Genomic DNA, 16,437 nt, shown 5'->3' with positions numbered 1-16,437 from the left:
CTCGTCTATTGGCCCCGATGAACCGCCCGGAGATGGGCGCTGCCGGAGGCAGGGGGCGAAGAGGAGACCGCGTCGATGCCGGTCTCAATAGGGTTTACGGCGGGGATGGACGGTACTTGAACATTTTTCGCGTCGAGCAAACGTTACGACCGCGCAAGATCGGGAATTGTTACCCCGACAGCGGCCGATCCGGTTCGAGCGCAGCGCCGCCCAGAATCGAGGTGGCGTCGGCGCGCGCATTGTCGAGCTGCACGACGCTCGCCTGACGTGCAGCGAGCGCATCGCGGTTCGCGATCGCGGTGAAGATCGCCTTGTGCCGCGGCAGCGACAGCGCATGCGTGTTCGGATGACGGCTCGTCAGCTTGATCGATTCGCTGAGCGCGAGCGACAGCATGTTGCCGATATACGCGAGCATGTCGTTATGCGTCGCCGTCATGATCGCGTGATGAAACGCCAGATCCGGATCGAGCAGGTCGGCGGCGCTTTGCGCGCCTTCCATGCGCTCATACGCGGCGGCGATGCGCGCGATGTCCTCATCGGTGGCGGAGATGGCCGCGAGCGCGGCGGCGGCGGGTTCGATGATCTGGCGCACCGTCATCAGCGAGCGGAAGAACTCGCCTTCGGGAAGATGACTGATGGTCCACACGAGCACATCGGGGTCGAGCATGTGCCACTCGTCGCGCGCGCGCACGACGCTGCCCACGCGCGGCTTCGACACGACGAGCCCCTTCGCAACGAGCACGCGCGTCGCCTCGCGCAGCACCGGGCGGCTCACGCCGTAGTTCTCGCACAGCGTGGGCTCGGCCGGCAGACGCTCGCCGGGCCTGATGCGGCCGCTCACGATCTGCATACCGAGCTCCTGCACGATGCGCCCGTGCATGCTCTTGCGTTGCTTCGGGTTGCGGTAATCCATGATGCGGCGTGCGCGCCCTCTAGGTTGCAGTCGTCGCGCGCATCGCCCGATATTCCCGCCTCACGATATCCATCAGCTCCGCGACCGACGTATTCGCGCTGCGCTGCTCATAGGTCACGCGTCCGCGCTGCATCAACATGATGCGATCCGCGATGTCGAGCGTCTGCGCATAGTTGTGCATGATCATGATGATCGAGAGCCCGCCTTTCTCCTTCAGGCGCATCACGAGATCGATGATAAGCGCGGCCTCGCGCGCGCCCATCGCCGCGAGGGGTTCGTCGAGGAGCAGGATTCTCGCGTTCGAATGCACCGCCCGCGCAACGGCGATGGCCTGACGCTGACCGCCCGACAGCCGCTCGACGGGCAGATCGACGGAAGGCACATGCACGCCGATATCCTCGAGACACTGCGCCGCACGCTCGCGCATCTGCTTGTGATCGACGAGACGCAACAGGCGGGCGGGCCCGCGCCGCACGATCTCCCGATTGAGGAACATGTTGTGGTAGATCGACAGCGAATTCGCAAGCGCGAGATCCTGATACACGCATTCGATGCCGAGCGCGCGCGCATGATCGACGGACTTGAGCAGCGTCTCTTCGCCGTGCACATGCAACGTGCCGCTCGTCTGCTGATGAAAGCCCGTGAGAATCTTGACGAGCGTGGACTTGCCCGCGCCGTTGTCGCCGAGAATGCCGAGAATTTCGCCTTGGCCGAGCGTGAGCGAGACGCCGTCGAGCGCGGTGACCGCCCCGAAGCGCTTGACTAGGTTGTCGCCACGCAGCGCGAGATCGGCGGATGCGGCGGGAGCCGTTAGCGGTTCTGCCATCACCGTGCTCCCCTGCGGCGGATGCGCCCGACGTGGATGTTGAAGATCATCGCGGCGAGAATCGCGGCCCCGAGAATGATGTTGAACGTGAACGCGTTGATGCCGATGAGCGTGAAGCCGTCGCTCAGAATGCCGAGCACCGCCGCGCCGAGCAGGCCGCCTACGATCGTGCCCGAGCCGCCCGTCAACGGCGTGCCGCCGATCACGGCGGCGGCGACCGCGAGGAACATGATCTGGTTGCCGCCCGCTTGCGGATCGATCGACGTGATGCGGAAGCTCTCGAGGATGCCCGTGAAGCCCGCGAGCACTGCGGCGATCACGAAATTGCCGAGCCGCAGCCGGTTCACGCGGATGCCCGCCTCGCTCGCGCCGAGCGCGTTCGCACCCGCCGCCTGCGTGTGCAGACCCCAGCGCGTATGCCGCAACAGCACATGCATGACGAACGCGATCGCCACGGTCCAGATGATCTCGCTGTAGCCCCACGCGCCCATCACGGCGGCGAACTCGGGCGAGCCGGGCGTCGCGGCGGGCGTGCCGCGCGACACGGTCAGCGTGATGCCGTTGATGAGAAAGAGCGTGCCGAGCGTCGTCACGAAGGAAGGCAGGCGTAGATAGACCGTCACCGCGCCGTTGATAAAGCCGATGATCGCCGCCGCGATAAGCCCGGCAATGACCGCGAGCCACATCGGCGCGCCCGCATCGTTGGCGAACACCATCATGAACGGCGCGAACGCGAACACCATGCCCGCTGACAAGTCGATGTCGCCGCCGATCATCAGCATGATTTCGCCGAACGCGATGATCGCGACCGGCGCAACGTACTGCGAAAGATTGACGAGGCTCGCGTTGCTCAGCAGGAAGTCGTGATTGACGAACTGGAAATACGCCGCGAGCAGCAAGGCGACCAACAGGATGCGCAATTCGGGCGCCCAATGAGACGCCCACGCGCCGCGCGGACTGCCGGTCTGCGCGGGCGTGGTTGCTTTACGAGGTTCGTTGACCGTGTTCATCAGGACTTGATCGCGCCTTTCATGGGCACGATTTGCGGCTTGGTGGTCTTGCCTTCGTAACGCGTCGAGGTGTTGAGATAAGGCTCGACCGTATCCTTCGTCACGAACTTGAGACCCGTGTTGATGTTCGCCGGCCCGACGAGCCCGCCCGATGCGAGGAACACGAACGCTTCCATCACCGTGTAGAAGCCCTGCACGTAAGGCTGCTGGTCGATGGTGAAATCGAGGAAGCCTTCGTGAATGAGCTGAATGGTCTGCGGCAGCAGATCGAAGCCGCCGCCGTGCACGCCCTTCGACGGCAGATTCGACTCCTTCATCACCTGCGCGACGCCTTGCGTGCTGCCTGCATCGACGGCGAACATGCCTTTCAAATCCTGGTGGCCGAGATAGAACGACTTGATCTTCGAAAGTTCTTCGTTGACGGTTGCTCCAGTCGCGACGGTCTGAATGTCGATCTTCTTGCCGGACTTCTTGATCGCATCGCTTGCGCCGTCGAGACGAGGCTGGATGTTCAACTGTCCCGGCGTCGCAATGAAGAGCGCGACCAGGCCGCTGTCGATCAGGCTCGCGATGCGCTCGCCCATCTGATAGCCCGACAGATACAGATCCTGGCCGATATACGCGAGCCGCGGATTGGTCTTGCCGCGCGGCGCGTCGGCGTTGTAAGCGAACACGGGAATGCCCGCATCGAGCGCGGCCTGGATGGGCTTGTCGAATGCGTTCGGATCGACGATAGGCACGGCGATCGCATCGGCTTTCGCGGCGATCGCGGAGTTCACCGCGCGCACCATTTCGCCCGCATCGGACGTGGCCGAGCCGGTCCACTGATAGTCCATGCCGAACATGGCGCACGCATCCTGAATGCCGTACTGCGTGGGCACGAAGAAGGGATTCGTCGTCACGTGATTGACGAACACGATCTTCCATTTCTTGTGCTGCGGGAACGCCGCTTCGGCCGCCTGCGCGGTCGAGATCAGCCCGCCGCCGCCGGTCACGCCGCCCAGGAGCGACAGCGCCGCGCCGAGTCCCGCGCCCTGCATGATGCCGCGCCTGCCCGCACTGATGAGGCGGCTGTCTTTTGCGTCGTCATCCCGATCTTGCGCCATGTTTTCCTCCGGTCTCTTCTTCGTTGGTCGATGGGTCGACTCATCGTCGATCACGTTCAGATACTGGGTTTCACGGCATGCCGTCCGCACGCCGCTTTCATCAATGAAAGACGGCAGCGTTGCGGATGACGATGCGAGCAGTGTGCGAGAGGGCGATTCGAAAGCGCGGCGTGTTTGAACTAGTAATTGGGATCTGCGAAGCCCGCGCGCCGACTTCAATAGACAAACTATATGCAGAGTGTTTTGACGTTTCGATTAGCGTTTTCCCGGTGCGTGTCCTGCATATAGTCATGCTATTTATAGGACTTTCTCGCAGAGTGAGCAAAACCATGAGCGCCCCCCCAAAAACCAAGCTCCGTTCGGCCGCATGGTTCGGCACCGCCGACAAGAACGGTTTCATGTACCGGAGCTGGATGAAAAACCAGGGCATTCCGGATCACGAGTTCGCGGGCAAGCCGATCATCGGCATATGTAATACGTGGTCCGAACTAACGCCGTGCAATTCGCACTTTCGCAAGCTCGCCGAACACGTGAAACGCGGGGTGTATGAAGCGGGAGGATTTCCCGTTGAGTTTCCGGTGTTCTCGAACGGCGAATCGAACCTGCGGCCCACCGCGATGTTCACGCGCAATCTCGCGAGCATGGACGTCGAGGAAGCCATACGCGGCAATCCCGTCGATGCGGTCGTGCTGCTCGTCGGTTGCGACAAGACGACGCCCGCCCTGCTGATGGGCGCGGCGAGCTGCGACGTGCCCGCGATCGTCGTCTCCGGCGGCCCGATGTTGAACGGCAAGCACCACGGCCGCGACATCGGCTCGGGAACCGTCGTCTGGCAACTGAGCGAGCAGGTGAAGGCGGGAAAGATCTCGATACACGAGTTCATGTCGGCGGAAGCGGGCATGTCGCGCTCGACGGGCACCTGCAACACGATGGGCACCGCATCGACGATGGCCTGCATGGCCGAAGCGCTCGGCGTCACGCTGCCGCACAATGCGGCGATTCCGGCCGTCGATTCGCGGCGCTATGTGCTCGCGCATCTGTCGGGCATGCGTATTGTCGAGATGGCGCTGGAAGACTTGCGCCTCTCGAAGCTGCTCACGCGCGAGGCGTTCGAGAATGCGATCCGCGCGAACGCGGCGATCGGCGGCTCGACCAATGCGGCGATCCATCTGAAGGCGATCGCGGGACGCATCGGCGTGAAGCTCGAACTCGACGACTGGACCCGCATCGGACGCGGCACGCCGACGCTCGTCGACTTGCAGCCCTCGGGGCGCTTCCTGATGGAAGAGTTTTACTATGCGGGCGGTTTGCCCGCGGTGTTGAGGCGTCTCGGCGAAGCGAACCTGATCCCGCATCCGGATGCGCTCACGGCCAACGGCCACACGCTGTGGGAGAACGTGCAAGAAGCGCCGATCTATAACGACGAAGTGATCCGTCCGATTGCGAAGCCGCTCGTCGCCGATGGCGGATTGTGCATACTGCGCGGCAATCTCGCGCCGAACGGCGCGGTGCTGAAGCCATCGGCGGCGACGCCCGCGCTTCTCACGCATCGCGGCCGCGCGGTCGTCTTCGAGAACTTCGACGACTACAAGCAGCGCATTGCCGATCCCGATCTCGACGTCACGGCGGACTCCGTGCTCGTGATGAAGAACTGCGGGCCGAAGGGCTATCCGGGCATGGCCGAGGTCGGCAACATGGGCTTGCCGCCGAAGCTGCTCGCGCAAGGCGTGACGGACATGGTGCGCGTATCGGATGCGCGCATGAGCGGCACGGCGTACGGCACGGTGGTGCTCCACGTCGCGCCCGAGGCGCGCGCGGGCGGGCCGCTTGCGATCGTGCGCGACGGCGACTGGATCGAGCTCGATTGCGAGAAGGGCGTACTGCGCATCGATATCGACGACGACGAAATCCGCTCGCGCCTCGAAGCATGGCAAGCGGCGAAGAGCGAGATTCCCGAGGATCGCACGGGCTATCGCAAGCTATATGTGGAGCATGTGCTGCAAGCCGATGAAGGTTGCGACTTCGATTTCCTCGTCGGCTGCCGCGGCGCGGAGGTGCCGAAGCATTCGCACTGAAGGCGTCACCTGCGCGGGCTCCACGTTGCGATCGCAACGCCGAGCACCGCGACGCCCATCGCCCACCATGCGGCCCCCGGCAACACTTCGCCGAGGAAGAAGTAGGACAGCACCGCGGCCGCGGGCGGAATGAAGAAGAACAGCGACGCGACTTGCGAGACCTTGCCCGCGCGTGTCATCGCGAGCAGCAGCGTGATCGCGATCAGCGAATTGCCGATCACGAGATAGGCGAGCGTGGCGATTAACGTGGGTGTCCATTGCACTTGCGTGTGCTCGAAGGCGAGCGCCATCGGCGCGCAAAAGACGAAGCCGACGCTGTATTGAATGAGGTTCGACGTGATCGGATCCTGCGCCGTGCCGAGCCGCTTCTCGTAGAGCATCGCGCCCGTGATGCCGATGAGCGCGCCGATCGCGAGCAGCACCGGTCCGAGCGAACCGGCATGCAGCGGCCCGCGCGCGGCGATCACGCCCGCCGCGCCCGCGAGCCCGAGCAGCAAGCCGATCCAGCGCCGAACGCCGATCCGCTCGCCGACGAACTTCGGCGCGAGCACGCCGACGAGAATCGGCTGCAAGGACACGATCAACGCGAGCACCGAGGTCGCGATGCCCGCCGTCATCGACAGATAACTGAGCCCGAAGTACATGACCTGCACGAGAAAGCCGACGACGCCGAGATGCAGCCACGCGCGGGCATTGCGCGGCCATTGCGGACGCCGCACCGCGCACACGGCGAGCAGCACGCCGACGCTCAACGCAAAGCGTATCGATAAAAACGTCAGCGGCGACGCATAGTGCAGGCCGGTCTTCGCGATCGGAAATCCGGCGGACCAGAGCAGCAGAAAGAGAATGGGTCCGCCGATCGTGAGCCAGCGGCGCTCGGTTTGCGTGCGGCTGTCTTCGTTGCGGTCGATGCGCGGCGCTTGCGCCATGTTCACGTCCTTGTGCTCGTTTCTCGTGTGCAGCGGAAGTACCGATTGTAGTGTGGAGACGACGGCGGCGAAGTGTGAGACATTCTCTGCTTCCATCTTCATCGAACGCTGAAGCATGAACGACAACACCAACGCGGCGCCCGACAGCACCGCCGCACGCGTCGCGATGTGGCGCGCGTTGCACGCCGAAGCCGATGCTCCGCCGCATGTGCTGGAAGACAAGATCGGCCTTGCATTGCTCGCGCCCGCTGCGAACTGGCGCGAACGCGGCGACATGAACCCGCAGTTCACGCGGCCTTTCCGTGCGTCGATCGTTGCGCGTGCGCGCTTCATCGAAGATCTCGTCGTGCAAGAGGTCGATCGCGGCGTGACGCAGTATGTCATCCTCGGTGCGGGTCTCGACAGCTTCGCGCAGCGCAGGCCGGAGATCGCGGCGCGGCTGCACATTTTCGAAGTCGATCCGCCGGGGCCGCAGGCGTGGAAGCGCCGGCGTCTGATCGAACTCGGTTATGGCGTGTCCGAGCGGCTGCATTTCGTGCCGGTGGATTTCGAAGAGGGAGAATCGTGGCGCGAGAAGCTCGTGAAGAATGGTTTCGACCAAAGCAGGCCCGCTATCGTCGTGTCGACGGGCGTCAGCATGTATCTCACGAAGGAAGCGAACGCGGCCACATTGCGCGAAGTCGCGGGCTTTGCATCGGGCTCGACCTTCGCGATGACCTTCCTGCTGCCGCTCGAACTCGCGGACCCCGACGTGCGTCCGGGCCTGGAAATGGCTGAGAAGGGCGCGCGTGCGAGCGGCACGCCGTTCATCAGCTTCTTCATGCCGGCGGACATTCATGCGATGGCGCGCGATGCGGGCTTCAGGGACGCGCGGCACGTATCCGCCGCGGATCTGACCCGGCGATACTTCTCGAACCGGACCGATGGCCTGCGTCCGCCGAACAATGCCGAAGAACTGCTGATCGCCAATACATAGATTTGCCATGCCCAGGATCGACCTTGCAGCGCGCGGGCGATTGTGCGGCGTTTCCGAAGGGAACAGGGAACGGTCATCACATGGTCAATCGCGATTCGACGAACCTCCAGGTTTGCAAACACAACGACAAGTGACAATCACCACGCCTTCCGACCGCGCATCCCTCTTGCGCGAACTGGACAACACACCGCTCTTCGATGTCGTCGTGATCGGCGGCGGCGCGAGCGGCCTCGGCACGGCCGTCGACGCGGCGTCGCGCGGTTATCGGACCTTGCTGCTCGAAGCGCGCGATTTTGCCAAAGGCACGTCGAGCAAGGCCACGAAGCTCGTTCACGGCGGCGTGCGTTATCTCGCGCAAGGCAACATTCCGCTCGTTCGCGAGGCGTTGCGCGAGCGCGGCCTGCTCGCGCGCAACGCGCCGCATCTCGTGCATGCCCTCGGCTTCGTCGTTCCGGCGTATCGCTTCGGAGACAAGCTGATCTACGGCGCGGGACTGAAAATGTACGACTGGCTCGCGGGCGCGTCCAACCTCGGCGCGAGCCGCAGCCTCAGCCTCGCGCAAACGCGCGCGAGATCGCCGATGCTCGCCGACAGCCTCGACGGTCACGCGCTGCGCGGCGGCACGCTATACCATGACGGCCAGTTCGACGACGCGCGGCTCGCCATCGCGCTGATGCGCACGCTGTTCGATCTCGGCGGGCTCGCGCTGAACAATGCCGCCGTGCGCGGCGTCGGCTTCGATCGCGCGGCGGGGCATCATCGGCTATCGGTGACGGACGTCGAAACGGGAGATAGCCTCACCGTCGGCGCGCGCTGCCTCGTCAACGCGACGGGCGTCTGGGTCGATTCGATCCGCGCGATGGCCGAACCGGGCGCGCGCCCGATCGTGGCGCCGAGCCAGGGCGTTCATCTGACGTTGCCGGGCCGCTTCCTGCACAGCAACGACGCGATCCTCGTGCCGAAGACGAAAGACGGCCGCGTGCTTTTTCTGGTGCCGTGGCACGGCCACACGATCGTCGGCACGACCGATACGCCGCGTCAGGACTTGCCGCTCGACCCCCGCGCAAGCGACGAGGACATCGACTTCATTCTCGCGACGGCGTCGGATTACCTGTCCGTCAAGCCCACGCGCGACGACGTTCTAAGCGTCTGGGCGGGGCTTCGTCCGCTCGTGAAGGCCGGCGCCCAGGCGTCGACGGCGGCGCTCTCGCGCGAACATACGATCGAGATGAACGCGACGGGCATGATCACCGTGACGGGCGGCAAGTGGACGACGTATCGGCTGATGGCGCAGCAGGTCATCGATCTCGCGGCCGCGAAGGGCCTGTTGCCGGCTGCGCCCTGCCGGACGGCGTCGCTGCCGCTGCATGGCGCGACAGCGGAGCAGCGCGGCCAGTACGGCTCCGATGCCGCCGTGATCGACCGTCTGCCCGGCGCGCAGAACGTGCTGGTGAAGGCGAGCGGGCTGACCGAGGCGCAGACGCGTTTCGCGGTTCGGGCGGAACTCGCCCGATGTGTCGAGGATGTGCTGGCGCGCCGCAATCGCGCGCTGTTTCTCGATGCCGCCGCTGCCCGCGACGCCGCGCCGGACGTCGCCCGCATCATCGCGGAAGAGCTTGGGCGAAGCGCGCAGTGGCGATCCGAAGAGGTCACGCGTTTCGACGCCTTCGCGCGAACCTGGATGCTGTCGTAGCGGCTCGTTTCCTGAACGAGGCGCGCCCGTCCGCCTCGGGGAAACGCCTAATGCCCGATTTAACCCGCCATTACCCTCTGCGCGCGCCGCTTCCTAAACTTGTCTCACAAGGAGGAGGCGCCCATGTCGAAACTCATTCACACGATGATTCGCGTGCGGGATCTGGAACGCTCGCTCGATTTCTATCAGAAGGCTTTCAATCTCGACGTCGCGCATCGGCTGGATTTTCCGGACTTCACGCTCGCCTATCTGCGCAACGATGAAACGCACGCCGAACTCGAACTCACCTGGAACAAGGGGCGCGCCGAGCCTTATACGCATGGCGACGGCTACGGCCATGTCGCGGTGAGCGTGCCGGACGTGAAGGCCGAGCGCGAGCGTCTCATCGCCCTGGGCCTCGCGCCCAACGACGTGCGCGAGTTCAGGAACGACGACGGCTCGCTGATCGCGCGTTATTTCTTCATTCAGGATCCGGACGGCTACAAGATCGAAGTGCTCGAACGTCACGGACATTACGAGTAGTCACGGCGGCACCGCGGGAGCACATACATAAGTTGTTGCAGCACCCCACAAGGAGAGAGACATGCGAGACACGATCATCCCGATCGTCGCGCAGCGGCGCGCGCACGACGGTGGACATCATCACGAACATGATGGAATCGCCGCCGCCCCCCCGACGATCGCGCTGACACGGCGCGAATTCCTGCGCGGCACCGGCGTGCTGGTCGGCACGATCGCCGCGACGTCGATTTTCGCGAGTCTTGCGCCGAGCCGCGTCTGGGCGCTCGAAATGCAGGGGCTCGACACGCATCAAGGCGAGGTGCTCTTGCAGGTGACGCGGCAGATCTATCCGCACGCAACGCTCGATGACGCCGTCTATGCGCTCGTCGTCAAGGATCTCGATGCCAAGGCGAAAGCCGATCCCGCAGTGCGTCAACAACTCGCCGACGGCGTCGCTCAACTGGATGCGAAAGCCCGCTCCGACTGGACGAAGCGCGGCGCGAACGACAAGGCGCAGGACGTCGCCGCGCTCGCGGGCACGCCGTTCTTCAACACGGTGCGCAGCACCGCCGTGGTTTCCCTGTACAGCAATCCGATGGCGTACGAGCACTTCGGCTACGGCGCGTCGAAAGGCGATGGCGGCTATCTGCATCAGGGCTTCAACAGCCTGTCGTGGCTGCCCGATCCACCTGCCGGCGCGAGCGGGCCCATCCCGACGGACAGTTGAAGAGCGCGCCCATCAAGCAACGAGCGGAGACCGACATGGATCAGGGTAACAAGGTGCAGTTCAAGCACAGCGACGGCAATGTGGTCGTCGTCATCGGATCGGGTGCGGGCGGCGGCACGCTCGCCAACGAACTCGCGCAGAAGGGCATCGACGTGGTGGTGCTCGAAGCGGGCAAGTCGCATACGCAAGGCGATTTCTCAACGTCCGAGTGGGACGCCTTCAAGATGCTCTCGTGGCTCGACATGCGCACGACGTCCGGATCGTGGCGCCTTGCGCAGGACTTTCCGAATCTGCCGGCGTGGGTCTGCAAGACGGTCGGCGGCACGACCACGCACTGGGCGGGCGCGAGTCTGCGTATCCAGCCGCATGAATTCAAGGCTAAGACCACTTACGGCGACGTGCAGGGCGCCACGCTGCTCGACTGGCCGATCACGCGTGAGGAGCTCGACCCTTACTACGACCGCGCCGAAAAGAAAATGGGCGTGACACGCACGAACGGCCTGCCGGGTCTGCCGGGAAACAACAACTTCAAGGTGATGTCGGCGGGTGCGACGAAGGTCGGCTACAAGGAGTGCAACACCGGCCATATGGCGATCAACAGCACGGTGCGCGACAATCGCACGCATTGTTTCCAGCGCGGCTTCTGCTTTCAGGGCTGCCGCATGGGCGCGAAGTGGTCGACGCTCTATACCGAACTGCCGCGCGCTCAGGCCACGGGTCACATGGAGTTGCGCACGCAGGCGCACGTCGTGAAGATCGAGCACGATGCGCGCGGCAAGGTGACGGGCGTCGTCTACTACGATGCGAACGGCAAGCTGCAGCGGCAGCGGGCGCGCGTCGTCGCGGTGGCGGGCAATGCGATCGAGACGCCGCGCCTGCTGCTCAATTCGCAGTCGAGCAAATTCCCCGATGGCCTCGCGAACGGCTCCGGGCAGGTGGGCCGCAACTACATGCGGCACACCACCGGCTCGGTCTACGGCGTGTTCGAGGACAAGGTCGAGATGTACAAGGGCACGACGATGGCGGGGATCATCGAGGACGAAGCGGTGTTCGATCCGAAGCGCGGCTTCGCGGGCGGCTATCACATGGAGACGGTTTCGCTCGGGCTGCCGTTCTACGCGGCGTTTCTCGATCCGGGCGCGTGGGGCCCGAACTTCACGGCGGCGCTGGACCAGTACCAGTACACGGCGGGCATGTGGATCGTCGGCGAGGACATGCCGCGCGAATCGAACCGCATCACGCTCAACAGCGACGTGAAGGATCAGTACGGTCTGCCGGTGCCGAACGTCCACTTCGACGATCATCCGAACGACGAAGCGATGCGCGAGCACGCGTACAAGCAGGGCAGCGCGGTGTACGAAGCGGCGGGCGCGAAGGCGACGTATCTCGTGCCGCCGTATCCGTCGACGCACAATCTCGGCACCGCGCGCATGAGCGCGAAAGCCGACGACGGTGTCTGCAATCCGCACGGCCAGACGCACGAAGTGGCGAACCTGTTCATCTCCGATGGCAGCCAGTTCACGACGGGCGCGGCGGAAAACCCGACGCTCACGATCGTCACGCTGGCGATTCGCCAGGCGGATTACATCGCCGGGCAGATGAAGCAGCGCAGGGTTTGACGCGATTGCCGCTCGACACGTAGCGGAGTAGCTTTTTCAGTTGGCCGTCGTGCGCGAGCGCGGCGGCCTGTTTTACGGAGGCTTTCGTCATGTGTGGGGTGTACATCAACGCCGATCCGATCCTCTATGAATCGCGCACGCGTTCGCTGCGCATTCATGGCGTGATCACCACGGTCCGGCTCGAAAATCTCTTCTGGGACGTGCTGCAGGAAATCGCCGGGCGCGAGAATCTGACGACGAGCCAGTTCGCCGTCAAACTCTACGACGAACTGATCGCGTTGCGCGGCGAGGTACCGACCAACTTCGCGTCGTTCCTGCGCGTGTGTTGTCTGCGCTATCTGTCGATGCGCGAGGCGAAACAGAATGCGGAAAGCGAGGCGGCGGGGGCGGTCGCGTTGCGGGTTCTCAAGGCCGGGTAGTCTCGGCGCAATGTTCGATGGCGGCGCGACGCAGGGTTGCTTGCGGATTCTCTGCGAGAGCGTTCTTTATCGGCCGTAGTGTGTGCCGCATCATCGCATTTTCAATGCGCTTGCCCCGCTTCCTCATGCAGTCGCTTGCGTAGACGCGCTTTCGCGGCGCGTGGGCATTGCGCATGCCGCCAGTGCGCATTCGACGCCTGAGCCCAAGCATCTTCTCCGACCCGTCCTCACCCGACACATGCGCCGCGGTCGCCGGCCCATCGGCAGAGCCAGCCGTATCCGCATCCCGTATCGAGCCCATGATTTGAACGATTCGAGCGCCCGTAGCCCGAGAAGAACTCGGCATCGCGGTAGATGTTCTGCGTCATGCGAACAACGTCGGATAAACGGGGTATCTGCGATTTTTGCGCGTTGCTGGCACGATTCCCCTCACGCTGCTAGATTACCGTGCAACAGAATCGTTGATCGAGAGACTACGATGACTGATAGACCCGCTGCCCCGCGTTCGCCCCTTCCCGCGCTGCTGCTCATCGCGGCCATCGCCGTCGTGCTGGTCGCGGCCTTCGCCTACACGGGCGGTTGGCTCACGCCGCATCGCCTCACGCCGGCGAAGATCGTCGGCAGCCTGGCGCCGCCTGGCGGCGCGGTGCCCGGGTTCCGGCGCAATCATGCGAAGGGGATCTGCTTCACCGGTGACTTCGAATCCAACGGTTCGGGCGCCGCGCTCTCCAAAGCCAAAATGTTCATGCCGGGCACGTATCCCGTCACGGGCCGGTTCAATCTCGCGACGCCAGACCCGCAGGCATCCGACGCGATGGCCCGCGTGCGCGGCCTGAGCCTGCGCATCGTGATGCCCGATGCAAGCGAGTGGCGCTCCGCGATGATCGATGCCCCGATCTTCCCCGTCGCGACCCCGCAGGCCTTCTACGACCTGCAACGCGCGCTCGCGAACAAGAACGATCCCGAGTCGATGCAGAAGTTCGCCGCCGCGCATCCGGAAATCGGCGCGTTCGGCGCATGGGCGGGCAGCGCGCCGTGGACGGCCTCGTATGCGGACGAGCGCTACAACAGCCTGAACAGCTTCATCTTCACGAACGCGGACGGGCAGAATCAGGCGGTGCGCTGGTCCTTCATTCCCGCGGCGAAGCCCGAGAACCTCACGCCGGACGAGCTGAAGCAGAAGGGCGCGAATTTCCTCGATGCCGAAATCAAGCAGCGCGTGCAGAGCGCACCGCAACGCTGGGCGATGGTCGTCACCGTCGCGAATCCCGGCGATCCGACCGCCGACCCGAGCAAGGCCTGGCCGGAAGACCGGCACACGGTGGAAGTGGGCACGCTCGTCGTCAAGGCGATCGAACCCGAGCCCGACGGTCCGTGCCGCGATCTCAACTTCGACCCGACCGTGCTGCCATCCGGCATGCGCGTGTCCGACGATCCATTCCCCGCCGCGCGGTCGGCCGCCTACTCCGTCTCGTTCAATCGACGCACCGCCGAGGACAAGTACTACCCGCACACGCCCGCGCAAGGAGCCAAGCCATGAACGCGATCAACGAGCGGTTCTCGCCGCTGCAACGCGCCCTGCACTGGATCATGGCGATATGCATTCTCGCGATGCTGTTCATCGGCGTCGGCATGGTGTCGACGGTGAGGCCGGACTATCTGACGCTCGTGTCCATCCACAAGCCGCTCGGCATCGCGATTCTCGTGCTCGCGTTGATTCGTCTCGCGGTAAGGCTCGCGCGCGGTGCGCCGCCGCTGCCCGCGAACATGCCCGAGCCGATGAAGCTCGCAGCGCATCTATCGCACTATGCGTTCTATGCGTTGATGATCGCGTTGCCGCTGCTCGGCTATGGGATGCTGTCCGCGGCGGATTATCCCGTCGTGATAGGCGGCCTTCACTTACCGTCGCTCCTGCCTCATAGCAATTCGTTGCATACGCTGCTCTGGAACGCGCATCGCTTTCTCGCGTTGTGTTTCTTCGCGTTGATCGTCGTGCATCTCGCGGCTGCGCTGTTTCATGCGCTCGTGCGGCGCGACGGCGTGTTCCATGCAATGGCGCCGTGGAAATAGGCGTGCACGCTCAAGGACGCCGCTGCTGCACGACCTGAGCCAGCACGCGCACACCCGGTTCGATCAGCTCGGCGCGGATCGCTGAAAAGCCCATGCGGAAGCATCGCTGACCATCGGCGGGATCGGCGAAGAACACGCTGCCCGGTTCGATCAGCACGCCGAGCGCTTGCGCATCTCTTGCGAGGCGTGTCGCGTCGAGCCACGGCGGACCTTCGACCCAGCACGATGCGCCGCCCGTCACCTTCGACGCACGCAACTCCGGCAGATGCGTGGCGAGCGCGTCCATCAGCACTTCGGCGCGCTCCTTGTAGACGCGCCCGAGCTTGCGCAAGAGCGTGTCGTGATGACCGAGTGCGAGAAAGGTCGCAAAGGCGCGCTGAATGTACGCGGCCGGATGCCGGATCATCAATCGACGCAGCGCGCGCAATTCGCGTATCAATGTGCGCGGCGCGACGATATACCCGAGCCGCAAGCCCGGCGCGAGCGTCTTCGAAAGCGAGCCGATATACACGACACGCTCCGCCGTATCGAGGCTCTTCAACGCCGGATGGGGCGTGCCGGAAAACGTGTTCTCGCTCTCGTAGTCGTCCTCGATGACGATGAAGTCATGCTTCACCGACAGATCGAGCAATCTGCGCCGCCGCTCGATCGGCATCGTCACGGTCGTCGGGCATTGATGACTCGGCGTGACGTACACGTAATCGCATTGGGCGATCACGCTTTCATCGTCGATGACCGCGCCGCTTTCATCGACCTCTAGCGGAACGATCTCTGCGTTGTGATGCTGAAAGATATTGCGCGCATCGGGATAGCCGGGGTTCTCCATGCCGACCTTCACCTGCGTGCCGCACAGGAGATCGCCCATCAGATAGAGCGCCTGCTGGCAGCCGTTCGTGACGACGATCTCGTCGGGCATCGCGAACACACCGCGACGCGGCAGCACGCGCGTTCGTATCTGTTCGACGAGCGTCTCGTCGTCGCGTTCGATCAGATCGGGCGCCCAGTTGCGGATTTCCATCACCGAAAGTCCGTGCATGCAGCTCTCGCGCCAGTCGCTCGTCGGGAACAGCTCGGTATCGAATTGCCCGTAAATGAAGGGATATTCGTAACTCTGCCAGTTCGACGGCTTGACGATATTGCGCTGATGCGAAGGCGCATGTCTGATGCGCGCGCTCCAGTCGGGATGACCTTGCTGCGTCTCGATGCTCGTCGTGTCGGCGACGCCCGTCGCGGTGAAGCCGCGTTGCAGTTCCTCTGTTGCGGGATTCACGAAATGGCCGCTGCGTTCGCGCGACACGAGATAGCCTTCTTCGACCAGTTGCTGATATGCGAGCACCACAGTATTGCGCGATACGTTGAGCTGATCGGCGAGCTCGCGGCTCGAAGGCAAGGCGGAATCGGGCGCGATATGACCGCTCAGGATCGCGTTGACGATCATCTGGCGGATCTGGTTCTGCAAGCTCATCCCCGAGACCCGCGAGCGCTGGAAGAGCTGCGCCCAGAGCGTGGCGGTTGGGCGGGTCGGCATGCATGTCTCCTGCGAAATGTTCGGGTGATTGATAGATATTACGTG

Annotated in this window: 16 protein-coding genes; 9 read left to right on the top strand and 7 right to left on the bottom strand. The window is 64.1% G+C overall.

Features of this window, described 5'->3' with window-relative positions; translation table 11 throughout:
- Positions 1–169: 169 nt before the first annotated feature.
- From NCS58_RS28560 to NCS58_RS28545, 4 genes are read right to left on the bottom strand one after another with little or no spacing between them, the layout of a single operon-like run.
- Positions 170–913, bottom strand: coding sequence for a FadR/GntR family transcriptional regulator (locus NCS58_RS28560; protein WP_061119514.1), 744 nt, complete (start codon positions 911–913; stop codon positions 170–172).
- Between the two features lie 19 nt (positions 914–932).
- Positions 933–1,739, bottom strand: a complete 807-nt coding sequence (locus NCS58_RS28555) for an ATP-binding cassette domain-containing protein (protein WP_061119513.1) — start codon at positions 1,737–1,739, stop codon at positions 933–935.
- The gene (locus tag NCS58_RS28550; protein ID WP_061119512.1) at positions 1,739–2,749 is read right to left on the bottom strand and encodes an ABC transporter permease; all 1,011 of its coding nucleotides are present in this window, start codon (positions 2,747–2,749) and stop codon (positions 1,739–1,741) included. The genes NCS58_RS28555 and NCS58_RS28550 overlap by 1 nt, the downstream gene beginning before the upstream one ends.
- Positions 2,749–3,855: a sugar ABC transporter substrate-binding protein gene (locus NCS58_RS28545; RefSeq protein ID WP_061119511.1), complete on the bottom strand. Its 1,107-nt coding sequence runs from the start codon at positions 3,853–3,855 to the stop codon at positions 2,749–2,751. The genes NCS58_RS28550 and NCS58_RS28545 overlap by 1 nt, the downstream gene beginning before the upstream one ends.
- A 329-nt stretch (positions 3,856–4,184) precedes the next feature.
- Here NCS58_RS28545 and NCS58_RS28540 point away from each other — a divergent pair, with 329 nt between their 5' ends.
- Positions 4,185–5,930, top strand: a complete 1,746-nt coding sequence (locus NCS58_RS28540) for an IlvD/Edd family dehydratase (protein WP_061119510.1) — start codon at positions 4,185–4,187, stop codon at positions 5,928–5,930.
- Between the two features lie 5 nt (positions 5,931–5,935).
- Here NCS58_RS28540 and NCS58_RS28535 read toward each other — a convergent pair whose 3' ends face one another.
- A complete protein-coding gene (locus NCS58_RS28535) occupies positions 5,936–6,976 on the bottom strand; it encodes a DMT family transporter (RefSeq protein ID WP_250478069.1) in 1,041 nt (346 codons plus the stop codon).
- Here NCS58_RS28535 and NCS58_RS28530 point away from each other — a divergent pair.
- From NCS58_RS28530 to NCS58_RS28505, 6 genes are all read left to right on the top strand, one after another.
- Positions 6,975–7,835 (top strand): class I SAM-dependent methyltransferase, encoded by an 861-nt coding sequence (locus NCS58_RS28530; RefSeq protein ID WP_061119509.1) that lies wholly within the window; start codon positions 6,975–6,977, stop codon positions 7,833–7,835. The genes NCS58_RS28535 and NCS58_RS28530 overlap by 2 nt on opposite strands.
- Positions 7,836–7,965: 130 nt before the next feature.
- Positions 7,966–9,528, top strand: coding sequence for a glycerol-3-phosphate dehydrogenase/oxidase (locus NCS58_RS28525; protein ID WP_086961282.1), 1,563 nt, complete (start codon positions 7,966–7,968; stop codon positions 9,526–9,528).
- Positions 9,529–9,651: 123 nt separating this feature from the next.
- On the top strand, positions 9,652–10,050 hold the full coding sequence (locus tag NCS58_RS28520; RefSeq protein WP_061119507.1) for a VOC family protein: 399 nt from the start codon (positions 9,652–9,654) through the stop codon (positions 10,048–10,050).
- Between the two features lie 61 nt (positions 10,051–10,111).
- Positions 10,112–10,756 carry a twin-arginine translocation signal domain-containing protein gene (locus NCS58_RS28515; protein WP_250478068.1) on the top strand — a complete coding sequence of 215 codons (645 nt, stop codon included), beginning with the start codon at positions 10,112–10,114 and terminating at the stop codon, positions 10,754–10,756.
- Positions 10,757–10,791: 35 nt separating this feature from the next.
- Positions 10,792–12,375, top strand: a complete 1,584-nt coding sequence (locus NCS58_RS28510) for a GMC family oxidoreductase (RefSeq protein WP_061119505.1) — start codon at positions 10,792–10,794, stop codon at positions 12,373–12,375.
- Between the two features lie 89 nt (positions 12,376–12,464).
- Positions 12,465–12,794 carry a ribbon-helix-helix domain-containing protein gene (locus tag NCS58_RS28505; protein WP_061119504.1) on the top strand — a complete coding sequence of 110 codons (330 nt, stop codon included), beginning with the start codon at positions 12,465–12,467 and terminating at the stop codon, positions 12,792–12,794.
- Between the two features lie 227 nt (positions 12,795–13,021).
- Here NCS58_RS28505 and NCS58_RS28500 read toward each other — a convergent pair whose 3' ends face one another.
- Positions 13,022–13,162 carry a hypothetical protein gene (locus tag NCS58_RS28500; protein WP_409219314.1) on the bottom strand — a complete coding sequence of 47 codons (141 nt, stop codon included), beginning with the start codon at positions 13,160–13,162 and terminating at the stop codon, positions 13,022–13,024.
- Positions 13,163–13,272: 110 nt separating this feature from the next.
- On the opposite strand from NCS58_RS28500, the gene NCS58_RS28495 reads away from it, so the two are divergent.
- Both NCS58_RS28495 and NCS58_RS28490 read left to right on the top strand, forming a co-directional pair.
- A complete protein-coding gene (locus NCS58_RS28495; protein ID WP_061119502.1) occupies positions 13,273–14,334 on the top strand; it encodes a catalase family peroxidase in 1,062 nt (353 codons plus the stop codon).
- Entirely contained in the window at positions 14,331–14,864 is a 534-nt protein-coding gene (locus NCS58_RS28490; RefSeq protein WP_061119501.1) for a cytochrome b, read from the top strand. Before NCS58_RS28495 ends, NCS58_RS28490 begins: the two co-directional genes overlap by 4 nt.
- A 10-nt stretch (positions 14,865–14,874) precedes the next feature.
- On the opposite strand, the gene NCS58_RS28485 is transcribed toward NCS58_RS28490, so the two are convergent.
- Positions 14,875–16,392 (bottom strand): PLP-dependent aminotransferase family protein, encoded by a 1,518-nt coding sequence (locus NCS58_RS28485; RefSeq protein WP_061119500.1) that lies wholly within the window; start codon positions 16,390–16,392, stop codon positions 14,875–14,877.
- Positions 16,393–16,437 lie beyond the last annotated feature (45 nt).

Source organism: Caballeronia sp. INML3B, from assembly GCF_023631305.1.
Lineage (GTDB): Bacteria > Pseudomonadota > Gammaproteobacteria > Burkholderiales > Burkholderiaceae > Caballeronia > Caballeronia turbans.
The sequence above is the reverse complement of the archived record's forward strand: the minus strand, read 5'-3'. Positions and strand labels throughout refer to the sequence as shown.